Origin of the sequence: Streptomyces sp. WAC 04229 (assembly GCF_003947455.1) — a bacterium.
Lineage (GTDB): Bacteria > Actinomycetota > Actinomycetes > Streptomycetales > Streptomycetaceae > Streptomyces.
Window position 1 is genome coordinate 1 of record NZ_QHJH01000081.1, and the last position, 23694, is coordinate 23694.

Consider the following 23694-nt stretch of genomic DNA (forward strand, 5'->3'; position numbering starts at 1 on the left):
TCCTGGTCAACGGCGCGGTGGGCACCGTCGCCGTCACCGAGGGACGTCCGCGGTCGGTCACCTACGTCACCGTCGCCGACGGACTCATCACCGGCCTGTACATCCTGTCCGACCCCGAGCGGCTGGCGTTCGTGCTGCACGACATGTTCGCCGTGCCCTTCGACGACATCGCGCGGATCGTCGAGCGCAGCCCGGCCGCCACCCGGCAGCTGGCCAGCCGGGCCCGGCGCCGGGTGCGGGACGCCACCCCCGCCGCCGACCCGGACCTGGGACGGCAGCGCCGGGCGGTCGAGGCGTTCCTCGCCGCGAGCCGCGCCGGGGACTTCGAGGCGCTGGTGTCCGTGCTCCACCCGGACGTGGTGCTGCGCGCCGACGCCGGTGCGCTGGGCCGGGGCCCGGCCGCCTCCAAGGTCGTCGCCGGCGCCCGGACGGTCGCCACCGGCGCCTTCCACTTCCGCCACCTCGCGGGGGCGGCACGCCTCGTCCTGGTCAACGGCGCGGTGGGCACCGTCGCCGTCACCGAGGGACGTCCGCGGTCGGTCACCTACGTCACCGTCGCCGACGGACTCATCACCGGCCTGTACATCCTGTCCGACCCCGAGCGGCTGGCCCGCCTCGACCTGTCCGCGCTGGAGGCCTGACCGGGACCGGGAGCCGTCGGCGCAGGGGCGCGCCGACGGCCCGTATCCTCGGTGACATGCGAGAACACACGGTGGACCGGGCCGCGCTGCGCGCCGACTGCGGGCAGTGCTTCGGTCTGTGCTGCGTGGCCCTCCCGTTCGCCCGCTCGGCGGACTTCGCCATCGACAAGGACGCGGGGAAGCCCTGCCCGAACCTCGGCACCGACCACCGCTGCGGCATCCACGCCGAGCTGCGGGACCGCGGCTTCACCGGCTGCACGGTCTACGACTGCTTCGGCGCCGGGCAGCGGGTCTCGCAGGTCACCTTCGGCGGACGGGACTGGCGCACCGGCCCGCCGGAGCGCGCCCGCCTCGTCTTCGACGTCTTCCCGGTCGTCCGCCAACTGCACGAACTGCTCTGGTACCTGGCCGAGGCGCTCACCCTGCCCGCCGCCCGCCCGGTCCACCCCGACCTGCGCCGCGCCCTGGCCGACACCGAGCGGCTCACCGACGGGACCCCCGAGGACCTGGCGGCCCTCGACGTGGCCGCGCACCGCCGGCGGGTCAACGCGCTGCTGCTGCGCACCAGCGAACTGGTGCGGTCCGGCACCCGCGGCCGCAAGAAGAACCGCCGCAACGCCGACCTGATGGGCGCCCGCCTCAAGGGCGCCGACCTCGCCGGGGCCGACCTGCGCGGCGCCTACCTCATCGCCGCCGACCTCACCGGCGCGGACCTGCGGGGCGCCGACCTGATCGGCGCGGACCTGCGCGACGCCGACCTGACGGACGCGGACCTGACGGGAGCCTTCTTCCTGACCCAGCCGCAGCTCACCGCGGCCCGGGGCGGTGCCGGTACCCGGCTGCCGGACTCAGTCACCCGTCCGGTGCACTGGACAGCGGGCCGCTGACGCGGCGTCCCCGGCGTCGTCGGTGTCCGCGGTGCGGGCGCCGTCCGCCGGCGCCGGGACGGGACCGCCGGACGCGGTGCGCCGCTCCAGTCGCAGCCGCAGCCCCTCCGGCATCAGCGTGAGCCGCTCGGTCACCCGCAGCCGGTAACCGGGCTCGGGCCGCAGCTCGTAGCGGCGCAGCAGCAGACCCAGGACCAGCGTCGCCTCGTGCAGCGCGAACTGCCGCCCGATGCAGGCCCGCGCCCCCGTCCCGAACGGCTTGAAGGTGTGCGGGGCGCGCGACCGTACGGCCTTCGCGTCGAAGCGGTCCGGGTCGAAGCGCTCGGTGTCCGGGCCCCACACGTCGGGGTCGCGGTGCAGCATGCCGGTGAGCACCAGGGCCCAGGCCCCGCGCCGCATCGGGTACGCGCCGCCCAGCACCGTGTCCTCGCGGGCCTCCCGCGCGAAGGCGGGGGCGGTCGGCCACAGCCGCAGCGACTCGTCCAGCACCCGGCGCGTGTAGCGCAGCCTGGCCACCTGCTCGTAGCCGGGTGCCTCGGTGCCGCCCCAGACGCGGTCCACCTCGTCCCGGACCCGGGCGGCGACGTCGGGGTGCTGGGCGAGGTAGTGCAGGGCGAAGGAGAGCGCGCCCGAGGTGGTCTCGTGCCCGGCGACCAGGAAGGTGATGACCTGTCGGCGGACGTTCTCCGCCGACAGCCGCTCACCGGTGACGGGATGGGTCGTCTCCAGCATCCGGTCGAGCAGGTCGCCCTCGCCGCCCCCCGCGGCCCGGCGTTCGCGGACGAGGTCGTCCACGGTGCGGTTGAGGTGGGCGATGTCGGCGGCGTTGCGACGGCTCGCGTCGCGCAGCAGCCAGGGGGCGAGCGGCGCGGGCACCGTGTTGAGGCGCTGCGCGTAGGTGAGCGTGCCCACCATCGCGGAGACGAAGGGGTGCGGGCGGGAGCGCTCGAAGGACCCGAAGTCGTGCCCGAACCCGGTACGCGCGATGGTCTCCAGCGTCAGCTTGGTCATGTCGCCCGGCACGTCCACCGCCCGTCCCGCGGCCCCGGCCCGGTCCCAGTGGCCGGTGAGCCGTGAGGCCACGTCCAGCATCATCACGTGGTACCCGGCCATGGCCTCGCGGCTGAAGCCGGGCGCCAGCACGTCGTGCGCGAGCTGCCAGTTGGGCTCGTGGTTGTACGCCGTGAACAGGCCGTCCCCCGCCACCGGCCGCAGGTTGGCCACGCCGAGCCCCACGTGCTTGGCGAAGCGCGACTCGTCCGCCAGATCGGCGGCGAGCCGGGCGCCCCACACGAACACGAACTCCTTGCCGAAGGCCCGCCGCCGGAAGATCGGCCCCAGCTGCCGCGCGTACCGCAGAGAGTCCTGCATCGGCGTGCGCCGGCTCGCCCCGATCACGTCACCCAGCAGGGGGACGCGGTACGGCGGGCGGGGTATGCGGCGCAGTTCGGGCCAGCCCAGCTCGGCGCTGCGGAAGCCTTTCGGCAGGCCGTCCCGGGCCGCCTCGTTCGTCGTCCGGGCCATGCGCGGTCTCCCTTGACGCGGCGGCGTGCTGCCCACCTGGGGCAAGCGTGTTGTACATGGATTCAATAGCGGCTCCCAGTCTCGTCCCGTTGTTGAACCGGCGTCAAGTAAGGTGCGGACATGGCCGCGAAACAGGGCGAGCGCACACGCCGCCGGCTCAGCACCGGCGAGCGCCGGGAGCAGTTGCTGTCGGTGGGGGCGCGGCTGTTCTCGGAGAGCCCGTACGACGAGGTCTGGATCGAGCAGGTCGCCGAGATCGCGGGGGTCTCCCGCGGGTTGCTGTACCACTACTTCCCGAACAAGCGGGATTTCTTCGCGGCGGTCGTCGAGCGCGAGAGCGAGCGCATGCTGCGGATGACGGCGGCCGTGCCGGGGGTCCCGGTCCGCGAGCAGCTCACCGCGGGGCTCGACGCGTACCTGGAGTACGTCCGCGCCCACGCACACGGCTACCGCGCCTTCCACCGCGCCGACGCGACCGGCGACCAGGCGGTGCGCCGGGTCTACCGGCAGGCGCTCGCCGCGCAGGAGCGGCAGATCCTCGCGGCCCTGGCCGCCGACCCGGAGTTCGGCCCGGCCTTCGAGGAGCGCGGCGACGTGCGGCTCGCGGTGCGCGGCTGGCTGGCGTTCACCACCGCGGTCTGCCTGGAGTGGCTGCGGGACCCGGAGCCCGCCCGGGAGCAGGTGCGCGACCTGTGCGCGCGGGCGCTGCTCGGCGCCATCGCCCCCTGAGCGCCCCCGTTGCACTTCGGAACGCGCCCTCGGGCTGCTGAAGTGCGCCGTCCCGCACGCTGAAAAGGTCTCGCAAAGATCACGACTCCTGGTTGGCGCGCGCCTCGAACTCCGATAGGTTAGGTGAGCCTTACCTAATGAATTGATGACGGAGGTTGAGGATGGGTGACAGCCACGCCTGGACGGCCGCGCCTGCCGCGGCGGAGCAGGCCCGCTCCGTACTCGCCGCCGCCTGGTCCTGCGCGGTGACCGCGGAAGGCGGCCGCGAGGAGTTCGTCGGCGCGCACACGGTCGCCGACGACGGCCAGGTGTTCCTGCACGTGCCCGAGGACAGCGCCCTGCTCGGGGCGGCGATCTGCGCGCCGCGCGGAGAGCCGTCCGCCGTGCTGGAGTTCGCCGACGTGGCGCCCGTCCCGGTGCGCGGCCGGATCAGGGCCCGGCTCTGGCTCGCCGGGTGGTTCGCCGTGGCGGACGGGCACTTGGCGTTCCGGCCCACGCGCGTGGTGCTGCGGCGGCCGTCCGGTTCGGTGGTGGTCGACCCCGACGAGTTCGCCGCCGCCGAGCCCGACCCGCTGGCGCTGGCCGAGGCCCGGCTGCTGACCCACCTCGCCGACTGCCACGGCGACGCGGTGGAGCGGCTGACCCGGCTCGTCGAGGCCGACAGCCTGCACGGCGCGGTCCGGGTGCGGCCGCTCGCCGTCGACCGGCACGGGCTGACCCTGCGCATCGAGCGCGCCCGCACCCACGGCGACGTACGCCTGCCCTTCCACGCGCCGGCCGACGACATCGGTCAGCTCACGGAGCGGGTGCACGTGCTGCTGTCGCAGGCGAGCGCCGCCTCCTGCCCACGGGCCCTACAGCGGCAGCGCACAGACGGCGACGGGTGAGGCGAACGGCTCCCCGGCGGAACGCAGTTCACCGCCCTCGGACACGCGGAAGACGCTGACGGTGCCCGACCTCTGGTTCGCCGCGAAGAGCAGCCCGCCGTCCGGGGAGAAGGCGATCTGCCGCGGGAAGTCGCCGCCCACCGGCACCGTGCCGAGCAGCCGCAGCCGGGCGCCGTCCGCCTCCACCGCGTAGCGCGTGAGGCTGTTGTGCCCCCGGTTGGCGAGGAAGGCGTGCGTGCCGTCGGCCGTCACCAGGATCTGCGCCGGGTGACTGGTGCCGGACCCCGTGCCCGTGGACTGCGCCTCGCCGACGGTCAGGCGGCCCGTCCCGGGGTCGTAGGCGCAGACCGCGACCGTGTCGTCGACCTCGTTGGCGAGGTAGGCGTGGCGACCGCCGGGGTGGAAGGTGAGGTGGCGGGGTCCGGCACCCGGCCGGGTCCGGGCCCGCGCGACCTCGGTGAGCCTGCCCGACGCCTCGTCCAGCCGGTAGGTGTACACGGTGTCCGTGCCGAGGTCCACCGCGAGCACATGGCCGCCGTCGGGAGCGGTGACGATCTGGTGCGCGTGCGGCCCCTGCTGTCCGGGGCCGGGCGGGGGAGCGGAGTGGGCGACCAGGTCGGTGCGCTCCCCGAGCGCGCCCGAGGCGTCGATCGGGTGCACGGCGACGCTGCCCGAACCGTAGTTGGCGCTGAGCAGCCAGCGCCCGCCCGGATGCACGGACAGATGACAGGGCGCGGCGCCCCCGGTGCTCCGGCTGCCCAGGACCGTCCGGTCGGACAGCCGGACGGCGGTCACCGCTCCCTCCTCGCGCTCGCTCACCGCGTACAGGGTGCGCCCGTCGGGATGCGCCGCGAGATACGAGGGATCGCCGACGCCGGTGAGGACGCCACGGCCGGTGATCCGCCCGGTGCGGGGGTCGTACTCGGCGAGTCCGACGCCCTTGCCGCCGCCTTCGGCCGAGGTGTACGTGCCGATGTACAGCGGGCGCGGGCCGGTGGAGTCGCCCTGCCTGCCCGAGGCGCCCGCGCTCGCGCCCGGCGCCGTGGGTGTCGGGGAGGACACCGGAGCCGACGGCTCCGGCTCGCCGCCGCACCCCGCCGCCGCGGGCAGCGCCGCCGCCGCACCGGCCGTCCGGGCGATCAGCCCGACGAACCGCCGCCTGCTCCAGCCGTCACCGCTCACGCACTGCTCCTCGCCTCGCTCTCAGTGGCTCGCCCACCGGCCCGCCGCCCCCTACCAGTCCCCGTCCTCCACCGGCTTGCCCTGCGCGTCCTTCAGCGGCCGGACCTGCTGCTGCCCCGGTGCCTGCCACGGCTCGTGGTCGTCCCCGAGCCACTCGCCGACCGGCTCGACGTCCCGCAGCGGCCCGGTGGGCGCGAGGTCGTGGGCGTCCTGGTCGTAGTAGTCGTACCAGGGCAGGCCCGCCTGGGTGTACGCGGCCCGGTCCACCGGGGACGGCGGCGGCTCCTCGCCCGTGACCCGACGCCACTGAGGCGGCGTCACCAGGTGCACGAAGACCCGGCCCGCCGGGCTGTCGGCCCAGTGTTCCAGCGGCCGTTCGTCCCGGTACACCTCCTGGCGCATGGACCCGCCGACGCCCAGCCCCATCGCGGGCGCGGACCGGGGCCGGGCCGCGCCCCCGTAGGCGGCGGCCGCACCGGGGGCGGCCGGAGCCGGCATCGCCGCCCCGAAGGCGCCACCGGGCGGGGCCGCCCGGCGCGCGAACTCGGCGCGCCGCCGCTCCGCCTCCCGCCACCGCTCGCGTTCCCGGTCGTTGAGACGGAAGTCCTGCAACTGGACCCCGCCCCAGACCTCCTCGCCGGTGACCTGGCCCTCGACGGTCGCCCCCATGCCGAGCGGCACCGCCACGAACTGCCGGACCGTGCCCGTCCCGGAGTTGATGCCGTCCAGCCAGGGCTGGCGGGGCAGGACCACGTAGTTCTGCGGATCGCGGGACAGCCGGGCGCTCCAGGGCCTGCCCGAGACCGCGCACACCTTGCCCACCCCGACCTGGAGCGCGGTGGGCTCGCGCGTGCCCGCGAAACTCAGCCACATGGCCTCCCGCAGGTACACCGGCAGCATCACGCCGCCGCGGGCCCGCCAGGACTCGGGGACCGTGTCGGCGTAGTCGGCGACGCGGCGGACCGGGAACTCGCCGAGCCCGGGAGGCAGCGGGTGGGTGCCCTGCTCGGGCAGCCGCAGGGTGCGGATGAACCGCACCACGGCCCCGCCCGGCAGCAGCAGCCGGTTCCCGTCGATCCGCACGCTGGTGTCGGTCATCCGTACGCCCCCTCGTCGTCGTCCGCTCTTCCTCAAGGGGAACGCCGCGCGGCGCCGCTGCGGTTCCGCTTCCGCAGCACCGCCCGTCCCCGGTCCCGCAGCCGGGTCAGCCGAGGCATGCGTTCACGCAGTTCGCGCGTGTGCCGGTCCAGCTCCTCCAGGAGTCGCCGCGAGCGGTGCTCGGTGTCCATCTCGTCGATGATCCGGTCGACCTCGGCCAGCACCGCGCCCCGCAGCTGCCACTGCCGGGAATCGCGCCTGACCTCCTCCAGGAGCAGTTCGGCCAGCCGGTCCCGGGTGGCCGCCGCCTGGCGCAGCTCGCTGGAGAGGCGCTCCTCCGCGGACTCGGCGTTCTCGCTGGCGCTGGTGGTGACCAGCACCGCGAAGCTCACCACGGCGTCGGCGATCTCGGACAGCAACTGCTGGATGGTGGCGCCCGTCTCCGGCGGGAACAGGGGCTCGGGCTCACGTTCCTTCGCGAGGTCCGTGAAGCTGCGGGCGAGCACCCGCATGACCACCGTGCAGATCTCCAGCGTGTCCAGACCGGTGCGCAGCACCACCCGGTGCAGCAGCCCCTCCCGCACCCGGGGGTTGAGCCGCAGACTGTCCTCGGCCTGCCGCAGGTCCTCGTCCACCTCCCCGATGTCGTGGTCCAGCCGGCGCGCCTCGTGCAGCCGGGCCGCCGCTTCGTGGAACGGCGTGCTGTCGGCGGCCTCCTCGCCCATACGCAGCATCAGCTGGCGCACCCGCCGGGCCAGTTCCTCGATGGACTCGCCCGCCTGCTCCACCCACACCGGAGGGGCGAGGACCAGGTTGAATGCCAGTCCGACGATCGCCCCGATCAGGGTCTCCACCACCCGGGCCCACGCGAGGCTGCCGTGCGAGGTCACACCGAGCACCAGCATCGCGCTGATCGCCACCTCGGCCGTGAACTCGTGCGCCCGCACCAGGTGCCCGGCGCCCAGCGCCGCCACGATCAGCAGGGCCAGGCTCCACCAGCTCAGCCCGACCAACTGGCTGAAGGCGATGGCGATCAGCACACCGGCCACCACGGCGTTCACCCTGCGGAAGCTCATCTTGAGCGTGGCATACAGCGTGACCTGGACGACCAGGAGCGCGGTCAGGGGCGCGGTGAGCGGCGCCGCCGACTTGTCCGGGCTCAGCCGCACCGCGATGACATAGGCGATCGAGGCCGCGGCGGCCGAACGCAGGGCCTGCACGACCACGGGGTCCCTGAGCCACTTCACCCGCCGCAGAGCCGACTTCGCGGCCTCACGTACATCACGCATCCTCGGGCTGTTCCCTTCCCCGGGCGCCTCGAACGTGTTCCGGACAGGACGGTAACCGGACAAAGGGGATGGGAGTGGTTCCTACGCGCCGTACGGCGGCCCGCGTCGGCGTGGGGCCGCGCTCGTCAGGCGGTCACCTTGGCGAGGAAGGCGGACAGATTGCCCAGGGTCCGCTCGATCTGCTCCTCCAGGGAGAGGCTCTCCTCGAAACGGGCGCCGCTCTGCGACACCTTCCTGCCCCGCAGGTACAGCGAGCAGGCCAGGTCGGTGCACATGTACAGCCCGACCGAGTTGCCCTCGCGTCCGGCCGCCCCGGCCCTGCGTGCCGTCATCAGCGATACGCCGCCCCGGGGATGGGTGGTGAGGCACAGCGCACACAGGCTGCGCTGGAAGTAACCGGCGCGGGCCTGCTGGAACCGCAGCGACAGGCCGGTCAGCCGTCCGTCCAGGTCCGCGACCAGATAACTGCGGTCGGGCGCACCGGGATCCCGCCAGCCGAGGAAGTCGAGATCGTCCCAGGGGCGTTCGCCGAGATCGCGCGGGAGCGGCAGGCGCTTGGCCTCTCCCTTGGAGCAGTTGATGAAAGAGGTGCGGATGTCCTGCTCGACGAGTGCTCTCATGGGGAGCCTCCCCTTCGGGTGCCGGCGTGGAAGACCTGAACGGCCAAACCTAGAAGCCCTAGGTTTTCGCCTAGCGTAGATAGCCGCCAGCGGAAGGGCCACCGTATTTCGGCGAGCGGGATTTCATAGCATGAATTAAGTGCAGAGGGAAGTCGCGTGCTGCCGCACGTCAGAGGTATGTTGCACACCGGGCACGGTACGGAAGGAGCCACATGGCGGGGCGGAACGGGCGCACGGTGCGCGACCTGAGAAGGGCCAACCGTACGGCCGTACTCCAGCGGCTCTACTTCGACGGGCCGCTCAGCCGCTTCGAACTGGGCCCGGCGACCGGACTCAGCTCCGGCTCCGTCAGCAACGTCGTCGCCGACCTGGTCGCCGACGGCCTGGTGGAGGAGGCCGGCAGCGTCGACTCCGACGGCGGCAGGCCCCGCACCCTGCTGCGGGTGGCCCCCGCCAGCGGCCACATGATCGGCGTGGACGTCGGCGAGACCCGGGTGCGCGTCGAACTGTTCGACCTGACGCTCACCGAACTCGCCCGCGCCGAACGCCCGCTGACGCAGCAGGGCTACGACGTCGAGGTCATCGTCGGCCACATCCGCGACGGCATCGCCGAGGTGCTGGCCGCGGCCGGTCTCCCGCCCGGGCGGCTGCTCGGCGCCGGGATCGGTGTCCCCGGCATCGTCGAGCACACCCAGGACCGCGGCGCCGTGGTGCACGGCCAGACCATCGGCTGGGACGCGGTCCCGCTGGAGGCCCTGTTGCGCGCCGGGTCCCCGCTGCCCGACACCGTTCCCCATTTCATCGACAACGGCGCCAAGACCCTCGGCCAGGCCGAGATGTGGTTCGGCGCCGGACGCGGTGCCCGCAACGCCGTCGTCGTCCTCTTCGGGTCCGGCGTCGGCGCCAGCCTCGTCACGCCCGAGGTCGAGCAGGGCCGGGCGGTCGAATGGGGGCACCTGACCGTCCGGGTCAGGGGACGCCGCTGCCGCTGCGGCGCGCTCGGCTGCCTGGAGGCGTACGCGGGCGCCGAGTCGCTGCTGGCCCGGTGGCGGGAGGAGGGCGGATCGGTGCCCGGGGGCGCCGACGAGGAGACCGCCCTGACCACCATGCTCGCCGCCGCCTATCCGCCTCGGGGCGAGGCGCCCGACCCGGTCGCGCTCGCCGTCCTGGAGGAGACCGCCGAGTACCTGGGCGCCGGCCTGTCCGACCTGATCAACCTCTTCCAGCCCGAGCGCATCCTCATCGGCGGCTGGGCCGGCCTCCAGCTCGGCACCCGCTTCCTGCCCGCCGTCCGCCGCCACGCCGTGTCGTACGCGCTGCGCCACCCGGCCCAGAAGGTGACGGTCGACCTGGGGCGGCTCGGCCCGGACGCCGTCACCGTGGGCGCCGCGATCCTGCCCCTGGCCGACTTCTTCGCGCGCGGCGGGCGACGCCCCGAGCCGGCACCCGAATACCCGGTCCCCGCCTGGCGTACGGCGCTGGAGGAGCGGGCGCCGCACTGAGGTTACGCGAGGTGGCGCGGGGTACCCGGTGCGGTCGGACACGCAGGAGCACCACCGGAAGGAGCGCGCAGTGACCGACCACCGCCAGGAGGGTCCGGGCGAGAACGGCGCCCCCGTTCCCCGGGACCTGCCGGACCAGCAAGCCGGGACCGGGGACGACCCGTGGGAGGCCGCGGCGCCCACCCGCGAGCAGCGCGAGCACCTGCAGGGCGACCCGGCGGACGAGGCGGGCCGCGACGAGGACACCGGGACCGGCGGTGAGGACGGTGGCGAGGACGCGGCCGAACCCGCCGACGACGTCCCCGACACGGACGAGGCCGGAACGGGCCGCCAGGGCGCGCCGCACTCGGCCGCGGTCCACCCGGAGCACCCGGTGCCCGACGAGTCCTCCGGCTGACGGCGCGTACGAAGACGGATCAGGGGGCGGGCCAGGTGCCCGCCCCCAAGCGTGCCGTGCCCCACGGGGCGGGCGCCGCTCAGCCGACCTTGCGTCCCCTCATCGGTGCCGTGTCCGCGCCCGCGCCCTCGCGCAGGCCGCCCAGGAACTCCTCCAGCACCTCCGTGGCCGAACGCGTCGCGCGCCAGCCCAGCTCCACCCGCGCCCGCGTGCAGTCCATCAGCGGCAGCCGCAGCACCGCGTCGAACAGGTGCGGCGACGCCGGAAGCAGCCGCAGCCCCCACGCGGCGGCGATCGCCGAACGGGCCGCGGTCCGGGGCAGCCGCACCGGACGCGCGCCGAACATCTCGCCCAGCACCTCCGCGTCCACGACCGGCTCCGCGGCGAGGTTGTAGGGGCCCCGCGCGTCCTCGGAGCGCACCGCCAGCCGATAGGCGTGGGCCGCGTCGTCGGTGTGCAGCGCCTGCACCCGCAGACCGGGGACGTCCGGCAGGAAGGGCAGCGCCCCGGGGCGGGCCGCCGGGCCCGGCAGGAACCTGCCGCCGAAGATCCGGCGCTGCTCACTGGCCGACTCCCGCTTGAACAGGAACGCGGGACGCATCCGCACCACCCTGGTTTGCGGGTGGTCCCGCTCGAAGATGTCCAGGGTGCGTTCCAGGTAGGCCTTCTCCCGGCAGTACGCGGCGTCGGGCCAGCCGTGCGTCGGCCACGACTCGTCCACCGCGCGGTCCTTCGGCCCCGGTGAGTACGCTCCCACCGACGAGGCGTGCACCAGCGCCGGTACCCCGGCGGCGGCCACCGCCTCGAAGACCCGGATGGAGCCGAGGACGTTCGTGCGCCAGGTCGTCGCCGGGTCGTGCGTCGGCTGGAAGGCCCAGGCGAGGTGCACCACCGCGTCGGCGCCCGCGAAGTGCGCGCTCAGGTCGGCCCGGTCCGAGGCCAGGTCGACCGCGGCCCACTCCGTCCGCTCCGGCGACCACCCGGGGATCCGCCGGGCCAGCCCCAGGACGGACCCCACCTCCGGATCCTCCGACAGAAGCTTCACCACGCTGGTGCCCACGTTGCCGGTGGCACCCGTGACCACGATCCTGCTGCCCGCTCCGCCGCTCACCCTGCGCTCCTCTCGGCCGGTCGCCGCACGAGGTCACCGGGTACCCAGCGCGCCGGAAAGGCACGCGGGGCCCGGGCCGGACAGACGCAGGACAGAAGGAAGCCCCGACCGCGACGGGGGAATCACGGCCGGGGCGGCTCTGAGGCGGGTACGGATGGCGGTCGCCTCTCGGCGAAAGGCTCCACAGGGCTTCAGCCGAACGATCGTCCCTGTGGGCAAAAGGTGAGGCCCGGGGACACTGTCCCATCCGTACCCACGCCCTCTACAACGGGACGGGGGCGTCCGGTGTTCCTCCGTCCGGCCCTCCCCGGGGTGAGGTGTGTCACGGCACGGCGCCGCGGGCGAGCGGGCTCCGCTCCAGGGAGGCCAGCAGATCGGCCGGATCGCCGTAGACGGCGTCGGCGCCCGCCTCCTCGAGATCGGCGCGGGGCAGACCGCCGCAGAGCACCGCTACGCAGCGCACCCCGGCGCGGCTGCCGGCGCGCATGTCCCACACCGTGTCGCCGACGAAGACGGCCCGCTCCGCGGGCACCCCGGCCAGCTCCAGGGCGTGCTCGACCGGCTCCGGCGACGGTTTGCCCGCCTCCACGTCGTCCGCGCTCGCGGTGGCCGCGATCGCGTCGTCCGCGTCGATCGCCCGCCGCAGCGCACCCAGCTCCGGGCCGCCGGCGGAGGTGGCGAGCACCACCGTCCAGCCGTCGCCGGCCAGGCGGCGCAGCAGTTTCCCGGCGTCCGGCAGCGCGGGCAGGCGGTCGAAGTACTGCCCGTAGAGCGCCTTGTGCGCGGCGCTCAGCTCCGCGTCCCGGTCCCGGTCCCGGTCCTCGCCCAGGACGTGCCCCACGAGGTCCGAGGAGGGCATTCCGACGGCCCGGTGCAGGGCGTGCATCGGCACCTCGTGCCCGGCCTGCCGGAACGCCTCCCACCAGGAGACGACGTGCAGATGATTGGTGTCGACGAGGGTCCCGTCGACGTCGAACACCGCTGCGCGGTCCATGCGCCCTCGCTCTCCGGCCGGCGGCGGTCACCGGCCGTCCGGCGGGTACCACGTCATCCGCCGGCCACGCCGGACGGTGTACGGCCCTCCCGCGTCCAGGCCAGCAAATCCTCCAGGGACCACGTGGTGACGACCCGTTCGGGCGGCACCCCGCACTCCTCCGCCCGCGCGCACCCGTTGATCTGCCAGTCCAGCTGGCCGGGCGCGTGCGCGTCGGTGTCGACCGAGAACAGCACGCCCGCCGCCACCGCCCGGCGCAGCAGCCGCCGCGGGGGATCGAGGCGCTCGGGCCGGCTGTTGATCTCCACGGCGGTGCCGGACTCCGCGCAGGCGGCGAACACCTCGTCCGCGTCGAACTCCGACTCCGGCCGGCCCCGCCCGCTCAGCAGCCGCCCGGTGCAGTGCCCGAGGACGTCCGCGTGCGGGTCGCGTACGGCCTTCACCATGCGGCGGGTCATGCCGCGGGCGTCCATCCGCAGCTTGGAGTGCACGGACACCACCACCACGTCGAGCCGCTCCAGCAGCTCCGGCTCCTGGTCCAGCGAGCCGTCCTCGAGGATGTCGCACTCGATGCCGGTCAGCAGCCGGAACGGCGCCCAGGTCTCGTTCAGCCCGGCCACCACGTCCAGCTGCTCGCGCAGCCGCTCGGGGGAGAGCCCGCGCGCCACCGTCAGCCGTGGCGAGTGGTCGGTCAGCGCCGCCCACGCGTGGCCGAGCGCGGCGGCGGTGCGGCCCATCTCCTCGATCGGGCTGCCGCCGTCGGACCAGTCGGAGTGCAGATGGCAGTCGCCGCGCAGCAGCTCCCGCAGCGCTTCGCCGCCCTCCGCGCGCGGGGCCTCCGGCTCGCTCTCGAGCTTCTCCAGGTAGCCGGGCGTGCGCCCGGCCAGCGCCTCGCGTGCCACCTGCGCCGTCTTGGGGCCGATGCCCTTCATCGACTCCAGCGACCCGGCCCGCTCGCGCAGCTCCTCGGAGCTCAGCCCGCCGAGCACCCGGGCGGCGGTGCGGAAGGCGCGGACCCGGTAGGTGGGCGCCTGCGAGCGCTCCAGGAGGAACGCGATCCGCTCCAGTGCCTCGACGGGCTCCATCGGCACCTCCTCCCGCGACCTCCTGTGCACGTCCAGGGTTCCCCAGCGTCCCGGGACCCGCACCCCGGGCCGGTCCGATCCTCGCTCCCGCGCGTTGCGGCCTACCCTCTAGGCATGACCGAAATCGACAGCCCGCACATCGGCACTCCGCGGATCCTCGTGCTCCGGGTGCAGCCGGGCACGCCTCCGTTCCGGATCGTGGAGATCGACGGCCAGGTCGTCGGTGAGGCCAGGGCCGTCACCGACGTACTGGAGGCCGCGGCGGCCTTCGGCATCACGGTCCACGACCTCGACGACCCGGACGTGGTCCGCTGGGTGGGCGGGGACAAGTTCACCTGGACGGTGCACTAGGAAGGGCGGGCCCGGGCCCTTCGGGGGCGGCTCAGCCGACCGTCCACTTCTGGTTGGCGCCGCCCGAGCAGGTCCAGATCTGCAGCCGGGTGCCGTTGGCCGCGTTGTTGCCGGTGACGTCGAGGCACTTGTCGGCCTGCGGATTGACGATGTCCCGGGCGCCGGTGACGACCCACCGCTGCGCGGCACTGCCGTTGCAGTCCCACAGCTGGACCACCGTGCCGTCCGCCGTGCCGCCCGCGTTGACGTCCAGGCACTTGCCCAGCGCCCGGATCGTGCCGTCGGAGCCCACCGTCCACCGCTGGGCGGCGGTGCCGTTGCAGTCGTAGAGCTGTACGGGGGTGCCGTTGGCGGTCCCCGCCGCGGCGACGTCCACGCACTTGCCGGCCAGGCCCCGGATCGCGCCGCCGGTGCCGGAGTCGCTCGTCGTCACCGACACGTGGTCCACCACCAGCGACTGCGGGAAGACCGTGGAGGCGTCCGGGTCGCCGGGCCAGTAGCCGCCGACCGCCAGGTTGAGGATCAGGAAGTACGGCCGGTTGAACACCCACTGCTTCCCGCCCAGGTCGGCCGGGGTGCGCCGCTGGTAGACGTTGCCGTCCACCGACCAGGTGATCGAGTCGGGTGCCCAGTCGACCGCGAAGGTGTGGAAGCCGTCCGCGAAGGCCTGGCCGCCCGGCAGGGTGTAGCCGGCGCCGATGCCGCCGGCGCCCGAGTAGCCGGGGCCGTGGATCGTGCCGTGCACGGTGGAGGGCTCGAAACCGACGTTCTCCATGATGTCGATCTCGCCGGAGTCCGGCCAGTTCACCGGGGTGCCGAGCATCCAGAACGCCGGCCACATGCCCTGCCCGCGCGGCACCTTCATCCGGGCCTCGACATGTCCGTACTGCGCCGTGAACTTGCCCGAGGTGTTGAGGCGGGCCGAGGTGTACTGGCAGGTGCCGTACCAGCACTGGTAGTTGGCGGGGTTCTCCTTGCGGGCCGTGATGACCAGCTGGCCCTGGCCGTTCAGCGCGGCGTTCCGGTTGCCCGCGGTGTAGTACTGCCGTTCGTGGTTGTTGACGTTGTCGCCGGTCTCGATCTGCCACTTCGAGGAGTCGACGGCAGAACCGGCCGGGCCGTCGAAGGTGTCGGAGAACGTCACGGCGGCGGCCGCGGCGTCGGCGGCACGGGAATCGGGTTCCGCCTGTGCGGGGCCCGACACCAGGGACGCGGCGAGTCCCGCGGACAGGGCGGCGGCGAGGAGACATCTGCGGAGCAGGCGTGGACGGACCACGGCTCTCCCTTCCGTACGGCGCCCTGGGAGGGGGCGCCGACCGAGGTGGGGGGTTGAGGTGTCGCCTCTTGATTCAAGTATTGAGATAAGGGGTGGTCAATACATTGGTACGGACCAGATTCGCGCCAAAGTGCGCGGCCCACCACCGACATGGGGCCGGACGGTGCCGGGCCGCCTCGAGAGGTGGCCCGGCACGACGGGTCGGCTCAGCTGAAGAGCCGGTCCAGGAACGCGGCGAGGTTGGCGCGGGTGCGGTCGATCTGCTGCTCGACGGTGAGGGTCTCCTCCATGCGTCCGCCGGGTGCGGGCTTCTTCTTGCCCCGTACGTAGAGCGGGCAGTCGAGGTCGGTGCAGATGTAGAGGCCGACGGAGTTCCCCTCCCGCCCGGCCGACCCCGCCTTGCGGGCGCTCATCAGGGCGACGCCGCTGCCGGGGTGGGTCGTCAGGCAGAGCGAGCACATGCTGCGGCGCAGGAATCCGCGGGCGGTGGACGACGAGCGCAGGGTCACGCCGACCGGAACGCCCTCGCGTTCGGCGACGAGATAGCTGCGGGCGGGCGCCGACAGGTCGCACCACCCCAGGAAGTCCAGGTCGCCCCAGTGGTCGATGTCGGCCAGGTCCTTGGGCAGGGGGAGGCGTTTGGCCTCTCCCTTGGAGCAGTTGACGAACGAGGTGCGGATGTCGTGTTCGGTCAGGGGATTCATGACGTGGGTTCCTTCGGTTCCGGACGAGTCGAGGGTGGAGGAGAGGGAGAGACGGCGGACGTGAGCCACGGCGGTGCCGGGTAGGCCCTCACTTCGCGCTCGGAGCGCCAGAGGGCCCTGCGACCGGATCCTTCGGGTCCGGGTCCCGCAGTCGCCCGGCGATGGCTCGGGCGGCGGCGCTCACGGCGCGCTTGGGATCGGGTGCGGCCGTGGTGGGGGTGTCGGAGACGAGGGCCGTCGCCGGTGGCCGGCCGGCATCCGTGGACCCGTCGGGGGAGTGCGGGTCGGGTGACGCGCTGTCGGGGGCCGTTCCGTCAGGGGCGGATGCCCCGGGGTGACGCTGTTCTCTCATGGTGATCACATTTCGAGTCAGGGTGCTGTCGGGTCAGCCGGGCAGGGGGCGTCGCTCGGGTCAGGCGGAGCAGCGTCGCCCGGAGCGGCATGGGGGTCGCGGGCAGGAGGGCATGCCGACGTGCGGGCCGGCCCGTGCGTGGGCTGCTCGCGTGTGAGGTCAGGAGTGCCGCTGTTTCACTGCTCTACGACGGGCCTGCCGATTGACAGGGCGTCCGCGTGCCGTTGAGGCGACTTCGGAGCAGGCCGACGTCATGGCGAGCGGCGAGGAGGCCCGTCCACGGGCGCGCGGCCCTGCGACCCGTACGCAGAACCGCACGGGTGAAGGCAGCTCAGGCGGATGCCGCAGCCGGTGGCTTGGGAATTCTTACCGCGCGCCGCAGAGGAACGAGGGCGCACGGCCGGGGGCAACTATGGCCGCAACAGCTTCAGAACGGTCCATGTCTCTCGCCTCCTTCCGGCCGGGGCGCGCGGTGCGCGTCGACGCCGTACGCGTCGATGGGGACGGCGGAGAGCCCCGCCGCATGTGATCCCTGACAGGCTACACCGCCCGAGAAGACAAGCGGGAAGTATGTACAGCCCCAAGGTGCCCTGCCGGGCGTGAGCGCGGAGTGGCTGTCGATCCGCCGCGAGCCAGGTCACTCACGCGGGTGAATCCCGCCGCGCCCCGCGTCCGCCCCGGCCGGTCGCCGGGAAGTCCAGGTGAGGGTTCCTCCCTGTGGCCCTCACCGCCCCCGGCTCCATGCCAACCCGTGGCTCCCCCCCCCGGCCGGGGGCGGACACTCCCAGCGCGGGGTACGGCCGCTAGCGGCGTCGCCGCCACGACCGCCAAAGCCGGTACACCCGCAGGCCGGCCACCACGAGGACCACGGCGCCCAGGACGATCCCCACCCACGGAGGCAGGCTCCCCGAGTCGGGCAGGTAGATCGCCATCGCCGGCGCCGCGAGATGGTGCACTGGTACTCCTCGGGCTGCTTCGTCGGCCGGGTGGTGCCAGACCCCGTGTCCCCACGGAGCACTTCGTGCGGATGCTCAGCTTTACATCGAGGTACGCCGCGACCTCCCGTGCGACATGCCGCCCGCGAGTGCGGTAGCTCTCGCGTTGATCATCCGCTGCGGGCGGACTCAGAGTCGCTACCCCACGAGACTCCTTCCCCTCACGGCGCCTCCGGGGCCGAGGGTGAGGCGGGTGAAGTGCTCGGTCTGGATGATCCGGTTGCGGTCGGCTTCGGGAAGGCGGGCGAGGATGCCGGGCAGAGACCGTTTGCGGGTGACTTCGCCGCGGTGCGCGAGGATCGCCCGCCACTTCAGGTCGGCCCAGGGCGTGACGTCGACGCTGGTGGTCACGTATGAGTCCGGTACCGCCAGGATGGATTTGCCCGCCCCTTCGAGTAGCGGGCCTAGCAGACCCACACCGGACTCGGGGTGCGTGGCCGCGTACAGGGCGGTTGGCCGCCAGGGCGGGCCCGCTTCGGGATACAGGTGGGCGAGACCGGCCGCCTCGACGGCGAGCAGGGTGACTTGGTGCGTGCGAACGTGGTCGGGGTGGCCGGTCAGCTGGCCCAGGGCGTCGTGCCCGACGACGATGTCGGGTCGAAAGCCTCGGATGTGGGTGACGAGGCAGCTGACTACTTCGTCGAGGGGAGCGTCGACGAGTCGAGGCCGGCCGGGGGCCGCCTCGGGATTGCGTGCGTCGTTGTAGCCGAGCAGGCGTGGGGTGCCGGCGCTCAGGACATTCAGCGCGTCGATGAGTTCGGGCGTGCGGCGGCTGTCGGGCGCCCAGGTCGCGGTGACGACGGCGGTACGGGCGCCGTCGGAGTGGTGCTGGGCGAGCACGCCGCCGGCCAGGAGGCTCTCGTCGTCCGGGTGCGCGAACACCCCCAGTAGCGACGGCAGGCGCGGGACGTTCATGGTGAACAGTCTCCGTGAGGACTCGTCTCGATCCCGGATCGACCGGTCAGGCGTCGGTCGCCGGACCGATCCGTGGACTCGGCCCGGTGAACGGGGTGTCGAGGAGGTTTCGACGGGTGCGTGCGTGGGTCGTCCTGGTGAGCGCCATCGGGCGCGGCCACGGGGGCGACATTTACGGGCACACCAACAATCCGCAGGGTCGTTCGCGCGGTTGGAAAACCCTCACGTGCGTGCTTTCCGGACCTTCCGCGCGTGCACCGCGCGGCTCATCCGACGGCCCAGCAGCAGGTAACCGATCAGCGCACCGCTGGTGTTGAGGATGACGTCGTCGATGTCGAAGGCCCGCCCGGTGACCAGGGCGCCCTGTGCGAACTCCACCAGCAGCATCACCACCGCGGTCAGCAGCAGCACCTTCAGGAGCCCGCGCGTGCGCGGGGCGACGACCGGGACCAGGACGCCGAACGGCACGCCCAGCAGGATGTTCCCGCCGACCTGTTTGAAGGCGTCCCGCAGCGCCGGCTGGTCCAGGTACGCCTGCAGCGAGCGCCCGGGATGCAGGTTGGTGTGCGTCAGCGCCTCGGACGCGGGGGAGGGGTTCAGGGTCAGCCGGGCCAGCACCACGGCGAACGCGACCATGAAGACGAACGCGCACAGTGTCGCCAGCAGGCGCAGCGGCAGCGGGAGCGGGCGCCGTTCGTGCTGGTCGGCGTCCTTCGCCTGCGCCTTCCCGGCGCGGGGACGGGGCAGGAAACGCAGCCCTGAGGCGGCACGAGCCATTTGATTCCTCCAGTATTCGACATCCCCGCGTGGCGGAGCTATTACCCCCCGGACCGCCGAGGATGCCCGCCGGTCCGGGGGCCCGCTCAGGTCCCGTAGGCCACCCGCACCTCCTTGAAGCCCAGGGAGCGCAGCAGGCCCTGGAGCATCGCCGTGGTGTTGCTCTCGGCGCGGGTCTTCAGCTCGCTGTCCTCGGCGGCGTCGCCGATGTGCCGGGCCGCGAGCTTCTGCACGGCCTGCTCGCTGTTCGGGTTGTCCGAGAACAGGTCGCCGAGGCGGTCGAGGAGTCCGCGCTGCTTGGACACCGCGTACGAGCGGTCGGGGTCCAGGGCCGGCTCGCCGAGCGCGGCGTGCGGCAGCCGCAGCGTGGCGGACGTCCGGTCGTCGTTGACCGTCACGTCGTCCTCGCCCACCTTCCCGAGGTCGACGTAGGCGTCGACGGTGCCCGCCCCGACGTACAGGGTGCGGGAGCCGCGGACGGCGTCGGGCAGGAACTTGGTGTCCTTCTCCAGGTCCACGACGACCTGGAAGTTGCCGGAGGCTGCCTCGTAATGGCTGATGTCCTGGATGGACTTGAGCAGCGCGGGGCCCGAACGGTCCTTGGTCTCGGTGCCGAACAGGTCGTTCAGGCCCGGTATGACGCTCAGCCGGAGCCCCGCGAACAGCACGGCGAGGACCACCACGACCGCGGTCAGCACCTTCGCCCAGCCGGGCATGCGCCTCGCGGGCCTCTCGACGGGGCGCGTGGGATTCTTGACGGGAGTCGTCATGGCGACGGCCCTCCTTCCTACTGACCCTGATGCCCCCCATCTCCCCGGCCAGACGGAGCAGTTGGGGAACACGCACAGAGGACGGGGGCACGGCGGGGCGTACGACGGCTCAGGGCCGTCTCCTCAGCGGGCGGTCCGTGCAGGGCCGGGACGACCACACCGCCTCCCCGTGGGTGAGTCCCGGCAGCCGCAGTTCGGCCTCCCGGACCCGCCGGGCCGGCAGCTCGCCGGTGAGGATCCAGGCGGGGTCGCCGCCCGTCGTGCCGGTGAAGTCGGCGCCCAGCGCGGCGAGCCGGGCCGTCACCGAGGCCAGCGCGTCCGGCGGGACCTCCGCCTCGAAGGCGTGGTACGGCTCGTAGAGCACGGTCCCCGCCTGGCGCAGGGCGCGGCGCAGCACGAACGGCGTCAGCCCGCGGAAGTCGGCGGCGGTGCTGACCGGCGAGCTGAAACCGGAGCGGATCAGCGTCACCCGGCAGTCGGTGACCGCCGCCCCGGCCGGTCCGGTCAGCAGGGTGGCGTGGACGCTCTCCTCCACCGCCTGGTGGAAGGCGCGGGGGAGCGCGCCCAGCTCCGTCTCGTACGCGAACACCACGCCGGAGCCGCGCGGACCCGGCTCGACCCGCAGTCCGACGGTCGCCCAGTACCGGGTGTGGTCGAGCCACGGCATCTCCTCCGCCGCCTCACCCGTCCCGGCCGGGCGCTCCACGAACCGCACCCGGCCGGGCGCGAACTCCGCCTCGACACCGAAGTCCTCGGCCAGCGTCGCCGCCAGCACCTCCATCTGGACCTCGCCGTACAGCAGCAGCGCCGTCGCACCGGACGCCGCCGGGCTGGCGTGCAGCAGCGGGTCCTGGTCGGCCAGCGCGAGCAGCGCGGAGCGCAGCGGCGCCGCCTGCTCCGGGCGCCGCGCCCGGACCAGGGTCTGAAGCGTCGGCGCCGCGAACTGCGGCGCCCGGTCGGTGAGATCGCCGAGCCGGTCGCCGACGCGCAGGCCGCCCGGCACGGTGAGCGCGGCGATGTTCCCGGCGGTGAGCGTGGCGCCGCCGCCGACGACGTCGAGGCGGGTCACCCGGCCGGAGACCTCGGTGGTCCGGCCGTCGGCCTCGCGCCGCAGGAACGTCAGCCGCCCGCGCGGGCGCACCTCACCGTCGTAGAGGCGCAGGTACGCCGTCCGCCCGCCGCCGGGCTCCGGGCGCACGGCGAAGACCGTGCCGCGTGGCGCCGCGGCGGCGGCCGGTGCCGGTGCGGCGGCCGCCGGGACCAGGGAGACCAGGCCCTCGACCAGTTCGGCGACGCCCTGACCGCCGAGCGCTGAGCCGTGGTACAGCGGGTGGAAGGAGCCGTCGGCGGTGCGGGCGGCGAGGGCCGTGGCGAGATCGTGCGGCGTCGGCTCGGGACCGTCCACCAGGGACGCCAGGATGTCCGGATCGACCTCGGCGAGCGCCTCGGCGGCCCGCTCGTCCGGCGGGCGGGTCACCACCCGGGCGTCGGCGGTGCCTGCGCCCGTCACCGCCGTCAGCGGCGCGACGTGCGGAGTCAGCAGGCGCCGCACGTCGTCGAGCAGGCCCTCGGGCCGCGCCCCGGGCCGGTCGACCTTGTTGACGAACACGAGCGTGGGCAGCCGCAGCCGCCGCAGGGTGCGCAGCAGCACGCGGGTGCGCGCCTGCACGCCTTCCACGGCGGAGAGCAGCAGTACCGCGCCGTCGAGCACCTCCAGGGCCCGCTCGACCTCGGCGACGAAGTCGGAGTGTCCCGGGGTGTCGATCAGGTTGACCTGCGTGTCGCCGACGGTGAAGGCCGCGACGGCGGAGCGGATGGTGATGCCGCGGCGGCGCTCGATGCCGCCGTCGTCCGTACGGGTGTCACCGGCGTCGACGCTGCCGAGGCGGTCGACCGCGCCGTGGTCGAAGAGCAGCCGTTCGGTGAGGCTGGTCTTACCGGCGTCGACGTGGGCCAGAATGCCGATGTTCAGGGTGTGCGTGGGGTGCATGCGTGGTCGCGTCCTCGGGAACCGTGGGCCGGAAGGGGCACTGGGGGATTCCGAGGGGTCGGCGCATGCGGGGATCCTGACCTGAGAGGTCCGAGGGACCTGGGAGTAGCGGACGGCGCCATCATGCCGTCGGCTGCCCGGGCCGGCGCAACCGGATTTCCGTAAGCTGAGGACCCCGGCCGGACAGGATCACGCGAGGAGCGGGCCGTGCGAGACATCGCCGTGTTCAGCGGTAGTGCCCATCCCGAGCTGGCCGAGGAGGTCTGCGCACAGCTGGGAGTGCCGCTCAGCCCCACCCGGGTCAGCCGGTTCGCCAACGACTGCCTGGAGGTGCAGCTCCTGGCCAACTGCCGGGAGCGGGACGTCTTCCTGGTCCAGCCGCTGGTCAAGCCGGTCCAGGAGCATCTGGTCGAGCTGCTGCTGATGTGCGACGCGGCCCGCGGCGCCTCGGCCGGCCGCATCACCGTCGTCTTGCCGCACTACTCCTACGCCCGCTCCGACAAGAAGGACGCCCCGCGCATCTCCCTGGGCGGCCGCCTGGTCGCCGACCTGCTGGTCGCGGCCGGCGCGGGCCGGGTCCTGGCGATGACCCTGCACTCGCCCCAGGTGCACGGCTTCTTCCCGGTCCCGGTCGACCACCTGCACGCGCTGCGGGAACTGGCCGCGCACTTCCGGCGGTACGACCTGTCCCGCACCACCGTCGTCTCGCCGGACCTGGGCAACGCCAAGGAGGCCGCCGCGTTCGCCCGGATGCTCGGCGCCCAGGTGGCGGCCGGCGCCAAGCAGCGGTACGCCGACGACCGGGTCAGCATCAGCGCCGTGATCGGGGACGTCGCCGGACGTGACGTCATCGTGCTCGACGACGAGATCGCCAAGGGCAGCACGGTGCTCGAACTCCTGGACCGGCTCCGGGAGTCGGGGCCGCGCACCATCCGCCTCGCCTGCACGCACGGGCTCTTCGCGGCCGGTGCGCTGGGGCGGCTCAGCGAGCAGCCGGACGTGCTGGAGATCGTGTGCACCAACACCGTGCCGGTGCCCGCCGACGACCACACGGACAAGCTGCGGATCCTGTCCATCGCCCCGGCACTCGCCGAGGCCGTGCGCCGCATCCACAACGGCGAGTCGGTCAGCGCCCTGTTCGACGCGCGGCCGGCAGGCTGACGCCCAGCACCTCGTCCAGCGTCGGCCGGGGCGGCAGCAGCCGGGTCAGGCCGGTGATCCGCAGCATCCGCAGGGTCAGCGGGTGGGCGCACACCAGGTGCACCTGCCCGCCCCCGTCGAGCACCTGGCCGCGGGCCCGGTGGAGCAGCCGCAGGCCGGAGCAGTCGAAGAACTCGATCCCGCCGAGGTCCAGGACGACCCGGACTCCGGGGCGCCGGGTCTCCCGGTCCAGGTGCGGCGTGATCTCCGCGGCCGACGCGATGTCGATCTCGCCGTGGAACTCCAGCACCGTGTGCCCCCGGTCGTGGCGCACGCGCAGATGCCGGGTGGGCGACGCCGATTCCTGCCGCACGAAACTTGCCTCCAGGTCGTTCCGGCCTGCTTCCCGTCTGCTTCCGGAGGGCTCAACCAGCCAGCCCGCACGAAAAGTTACCCCGATCGAGCGAATCTGAGCATG

24 protein-coding genes are annotated in these 23694 nt (G+C 73.7%); 8 read left to right on the plus strand and 16 right to left on the minus strand.

Annotation, left to right across the window (positions count from 1 at the left end):
• Together DMH12_RS21490 and DMH12_RS21495 are read left to right on the plus strand one after the other, a co-directional pair.
• Nucleotides 1–641 (plus strand): nuclear transport factor 2 family protein (locus tag DMH12_RS21490; RefSeq protein ID WP_260474273.1); only part of this gene is annotated, 641 nt, incomplete at its 5' end.
• Nucleotides 642–697: 56 nt separating this feature from the next.
• Nucleotides 698–1528 carry a pentapeptide repeat-containing protein gene (locus DMH12_RS21495; protein ID WP_125493132.1) on the plus strand — a complete coding sequence of 277 codons (831 nt, stop codon included), beginning with the start codon at nucleotides 698–700 and terminating at the stop codon, nucleotides 1526–1528.
• On the opposite strand, the gene DMH12_RS21500 is transcribed toward DMH12_RS21495, so the two are convergent.
• A complete protein-coding gene (locus DMH12_RS21500; RefSeq protein WP_125493133.1) occupies nucleotides 1490–3052 on the minus strand; it encodes a cytochrome P450 in 1563 nt (520 codons plus the stop codon). The genes DMH12_RS21495 and DMH12_RS21500 overlap by 39 nt on opposite strands.
• Nucleotides 3053–3172: 120 nt before the next feature.
• Between DMH12_RS21500 and DMH12_RS21505 the strand changes: the two genes are divergently transcribed.
• Nucleotides 3173–3781 (plus strand): TetR/AcrR family transcriptional regulator, encoded by a 609-nt coding sequence (locus tag DMH12_RS21505; protein ID WP_122615239.1) that lies wholly within the window; start codon nucleotides 3173–3175, stop codon nucleotides 3779–3781.
• A gap of 161 nt (nucleotides 3782–3942) precedes the next feature.
• Nucleotides 3943–4668: a DUF2470 domain-containing protein gene (locus DMH12_RS21510; protein ID WP_125493134.1), complete on the plus strand. Its 726-nt coding sequence runs from the start codon at nucleotides 3943–3945 to the stop codon at nucleotides 4666–4668.
• Here the strand turns inward: DMH12_RS21510 and DMH12_RS21515 are convergent.
• The 4 genes from DMH12_RS21515 to DMH12_RS21530 form a co-directional block, all read right to left on the minus strand.
• Complete coding sequence (locus tag DMH12_RS21515) at nucleotides 4636–5850, minus strand: lactonase family protein (protein WP_185832454.1); 1215 nt, start codon at nucleotides 5848–5850, stop codon at nucleotides 4636–4638. The two genes, DMH12_RS21510 and DMH12_RS21515, sit on opposite strands and share 33 nt — an antisense overlap.
• Before the next feature lie 51 nt (nucleotides 5851–5901).
• Nucleotides 5902–6948 (minus strand): hypothetical protein, encoded by a 1047-nt coding sequence (locus DMH12_RS21520; protein ID WP_125493135.1) that lies wholly within the window; start codon nucleotides 6946–6948, stop codon nucleotides 5902–5904.
• 32 nt (nucleotides 6949–6980) lie between these two features.
• The gene (locus tag DMH12_RS21525) at nucleotides 6981–8237 is read right to left on the minus strand and encodes an FUSC family protein (protein ID WP_125493136.1); all 1257 of its coding nucleotides are present in this window, start codon (nucleotides 8235–8237) and stop codon (nucleotides 6981–6983) included.
• Between the two features lie 125 nt (nucleotides 8238–8362).
• Complete coding sequence (locus DMH12_RS21530) at nucleotides 8363–8857, minus strand: FBP domain-containing protein (RefSeq protein WP_125493137.1); 495 nt, start codon at nucleotides 8855–8857, stop codon at nucleotides 8363–8365.
• 212 nt (nucleotides 8858–9069) lie between these two features.
• Between DMH12_RS21530 and DMH12_RS21535 the strand changes: the two genes are divergently transcribed.
• Both DMH12_RS21535 and DMH12_RS21540 read left to right on the plus strand, forming a co-directional pair.
• Nucleotides 9070–10359, plus strand: a complete 1290-nt coding sequence (locus DMH12_RS21535; protein ID WP_125493138.1) for an ROK family transcriptional regulator — start codon at nucleotides 9070–9072, stop codon at nucleotides 10357–10359.
• Between the two features lie 70 nt (nucleotides 10360–10429).
• A complete protein-coding gene (locus DMH12_RS21540; protein WP_125493139.1) occupies nucleotides 10430–10756 on the plus strand; it encodes a hypothetical protein in 327 nt (108 codons plus the stop codon).
• A gap of 79 nt (nucleotides 10757–10835) precedes the next feature.
• Here DMH12_RS21540 and DMH12_RS21545 read toward each other — a convergent pair whose 3' ends face one another.
• The 3 genes from DMH12_RS21545 to DMH12_RS21555 form a co-directional block, all read right to left on the minus strand.
• Entirely contained in the window at nucleotides 10836–11867 is a 1032-nt protein-coding gene (locus DMH12_RS21545) for an SDR family oxidoreductase (RefSeq protein WP_125493140.1), read from the minus strand.
• Between the two features lie 322 nt (nucleotides 11868–12189).
• On the minus strand, nucleotides 12190–12861 hold the full coding sequence (locus DMH12_RS21550) for an HAD family hydrolase (RefSeq protein WP_125493141.1): 672 nt from the start codon (nucleotides 12859–12861) through the stop codon (nucleotides 12190–12192).
• Nucleotides 12862–12914: 53 nt separating this feature from the next.
• Entirely contained in the window at nucleotides 12915–13946 is a 1032-nt protein-coding gene (locus DMH12_RS21555) for a PHP domain-containing protein (RefSeq protein ID WP_125493142.1), read from the minus strand.
• Between the two features lie 114 nt (nucleotides 13947–14060).
• Between DMH12_RS21555 and DMH12_RS21560 the strand changes: the two genes are divergently transcribed.
• A complete protein-coding gene (locus DMH12_RS21560; protein WP_114529664.1) occupies nucleotides 14061–14297 on the plus strand; it encodes a hypothetical protein in 237 nt (78 codons plus the stop codon).
• Between the two features lie 31 nt (nucleotides 14298–14328).
• On the opposite strand, the gene DMH12_RS21565 is transcribed toward DMH12_RS21560, so the two are convergent.
• From DMH12_RS21565 to otr(A), 7 genes are all read right to left on the minus strand, one after another.
• Nucleotides 14329–15573, minus strand: coding sequence for a glycoside hydrolase family 16 protein (locus DMH12_RS21565; RefSeq protein ID WP_125493143.1), 1245 nt, complete (start codon nucleotides 15571–15573; stop codon nucleotides 14329–14331).
• A gap of 206 nt (nucleotides 15574–15779) precedes the next feature.
• The gene (locus DMH12_RS21570) at nucleotides 15780–16277 is read right to left on the minus strand and encodes an FBP domain-containing protein (RefSeq protein WP_125493144.1); all 498 of its coding nucleotides are present in this window, start codon (nucleotides 16275–16277) and stop codon (nucleotides 15780–15782) included.
• 1155 nt (nucleotides 16278–17432) lie between these two features.
• Complete coding sequence (locus tag DMH12_RS39150; RefSeq protein ID WP_185832455.1) at nucleotides 17433–17585, minus strand: hypothetical protein; 153 nt, start codon at nucleotides 17583–17585, stop codon at nucleotides 17433–17435.
• 177 nt (nucleotides 17586–17762) lie between these two features.
• Nucleotides 17763–18539, minus strand: coding sequence for a PIG-L deacetylase family protein (locus tag DMH12_RS21575; protein ID WP_185832456.1), 777 nt, complete (start codon nucleotides 18537–18539; stop codon nucleotides 17763–17765).
• A gap of 222 nt (nucleotides 18540–18761) precedes the next feature.
• Nucleotides 18762–19316, minus strand: a complete 555-nt coding sequence (locus DMH12_RS21580; protein ID WP_125493145.1) for a VanZ family protein — start codon at nucleotides 19314–19316, stop codon at nucleotides 18762–18764.
• 86 nt (nucleotides 19317–19402) lie between these two features.
• Entirely contained in the window at nucleotides 19403–20086 is a 684-nt protein-coding gene (locus DMH12_RS21585; protein WP_125493146.1) for a DUF4230 domain-containing protein, read from the minus strand.
• 109 nt (nucleotides 20087–20195) lie between these two features.
• Nucleotides 20196–22076 carry a tetracycline resistance ribosomal protection protein Otr(A) gene (otr(A), locus tag DMH12_RS21590; protein ID WP_125493147.1) on the minus strand — a complete coding sequence of 627 codons (1881 nt, stop codon included), beginning with the start codon at nucleotides 22074–22076 and terminating at the stop codon, nucleotides 20196–20198.
• A gap of 207 nt (nucleotides 22077–22283) precedes the next feature.
• On the opposite strand from otr(A), the gene DMH12_RS21595 reads away from it, so the two are divergent.
• Entirely contained in the window at nucleotides 22284–23237 is a 954-nt protein-coding gene (locus tag DMH12_RS21595; RefSeq protein ID WP_125493148.1) for a ribose-phosphate pyrophosphokinase, read from the plus strand.
• Here the strand turns inward: DMH12_RS21595 and DMH12_RS21600 are convergent.
• Entirely contained in the window at nucleotides 23203–23589 is a 387-nt protein-coding gene (locus tag DMH12_RS21600; RefSeq protein WP_185832457.1) for an anti-sigma factor antagonist, read from the minus strand. The genes DMH12_RS21595 and DMH12_RS21600 overlap by 35 nt on opposite strands.
• Nucleotides 23590–23694: the final 105 nt, after the last annotated feature.

Bases quoted from the DNA above. Each gene is read 5' to 3' on its own strand.
- DMH12_RS21555 (WP_125493142.1), bottom strand. From the start codon at position 13,946: ATGGAGCCCGTCGAGGCACTGGAGCGGATCGCGTTCCTCCTGGAGCGC.
- DMH12_RS21585 (WP_125493146.1), bottom strand. From the start codon at position 20,086: ATGACGACTCCCGTCAAGAATCCCACGCGCCCCGTCGAGAGGCCCGCG.
- DMH12_RS21525 (WP_125493136.1), bottom strand. From the start codon at position 8,237: ATGCGTGATGTACGTGAGGCCGCGAAGTCGGCTCTGCGGCGGGTGAAG.
- DMH12_RS21530 (WP_125493137.1), bottom strand. From the start codon at position 8,857: ATGAGAGCACTCGTCGAGCAGGACATCCGCACCTCTTTCATCAACTGC.
- DMH12_RS21570 (WP_125493144.1), bottom strand. From the start codon at position 16,277: ATGAATCCCCTGACCGAACACGACATCCGCACCTCGTTCGTCAACTGC.
- DMH12_RS21580 (WP_125493145.1), bottom strand. From the start codon at position 19,316: ATGGCTCGTGCCGCCTCAGGGCTGCGTTTCCTGCCCCGTCCCCGCGCC.
- DMH12_RS21575 (WP_185832456.1), bottom strand. From the start codon at position 18,539: ATGAACGTCCCGCGCCTGCCGTCGCTACTGGGGGTGTTCGCGCACCCG.
- DMH12_RS21505 (WP_122615239.1), top strand. From the start codon at position 3,173: ATGGCCGCGAAACAGGGCGAGCGCACACGCCGCCGGCTCAGCACCGGC.
- DMH12_RS21500 (WP_125493133.1), bottom strand. From the start codon at position 3,052: ATGGCCCGGACGACGAACGAGGCGGCCCGGGACGGCCTGCCGAAAGGC.
- DMH12_RS21520 (WP_125493135.1), bottom strand. From the start codon at position 6,948: ATGACCGACACCAGCGTGCGGATCGACGGGAACCGGCTGCTGCTGCCG.
- DMH12_RS21550 (WP_125493141.1), bottom strand. From the start codon at position 12,861: ATGGACCGCGCAGCGGTGTTCGACGTCGACGGGACCCTCGTCGACACC.
- DMH12_RS21510 (WP_125493134.1), top strand. From the start codon at position 3,943: ATGGGTGACAGCCACGCCTGGACGGCCGCGCCTGCCGCGGCGGAGCAG.
- DMH12_RS21560 (WP_114529664.1), top strand. From the start codon at position 14,061: ATGACCGAAATCGACAGCCCGCACATCGGCACTCCGCGGATCCTCGTG.
- DMH12_RS21495 (WP_125493132.1), top strand. From the start codon at position 698: ATGCGAGAACACACGGTGGACCGGGCCGCGCTGCGCGCCGACTGCGGG.
- DMH12_RS21535 (WP_125493138.1), top strand. From the start codon at position 9,070: ATGGCGGGGCGGAACGGGCGCACGGTGCGCGACCTGAGAAGGGCCAAC.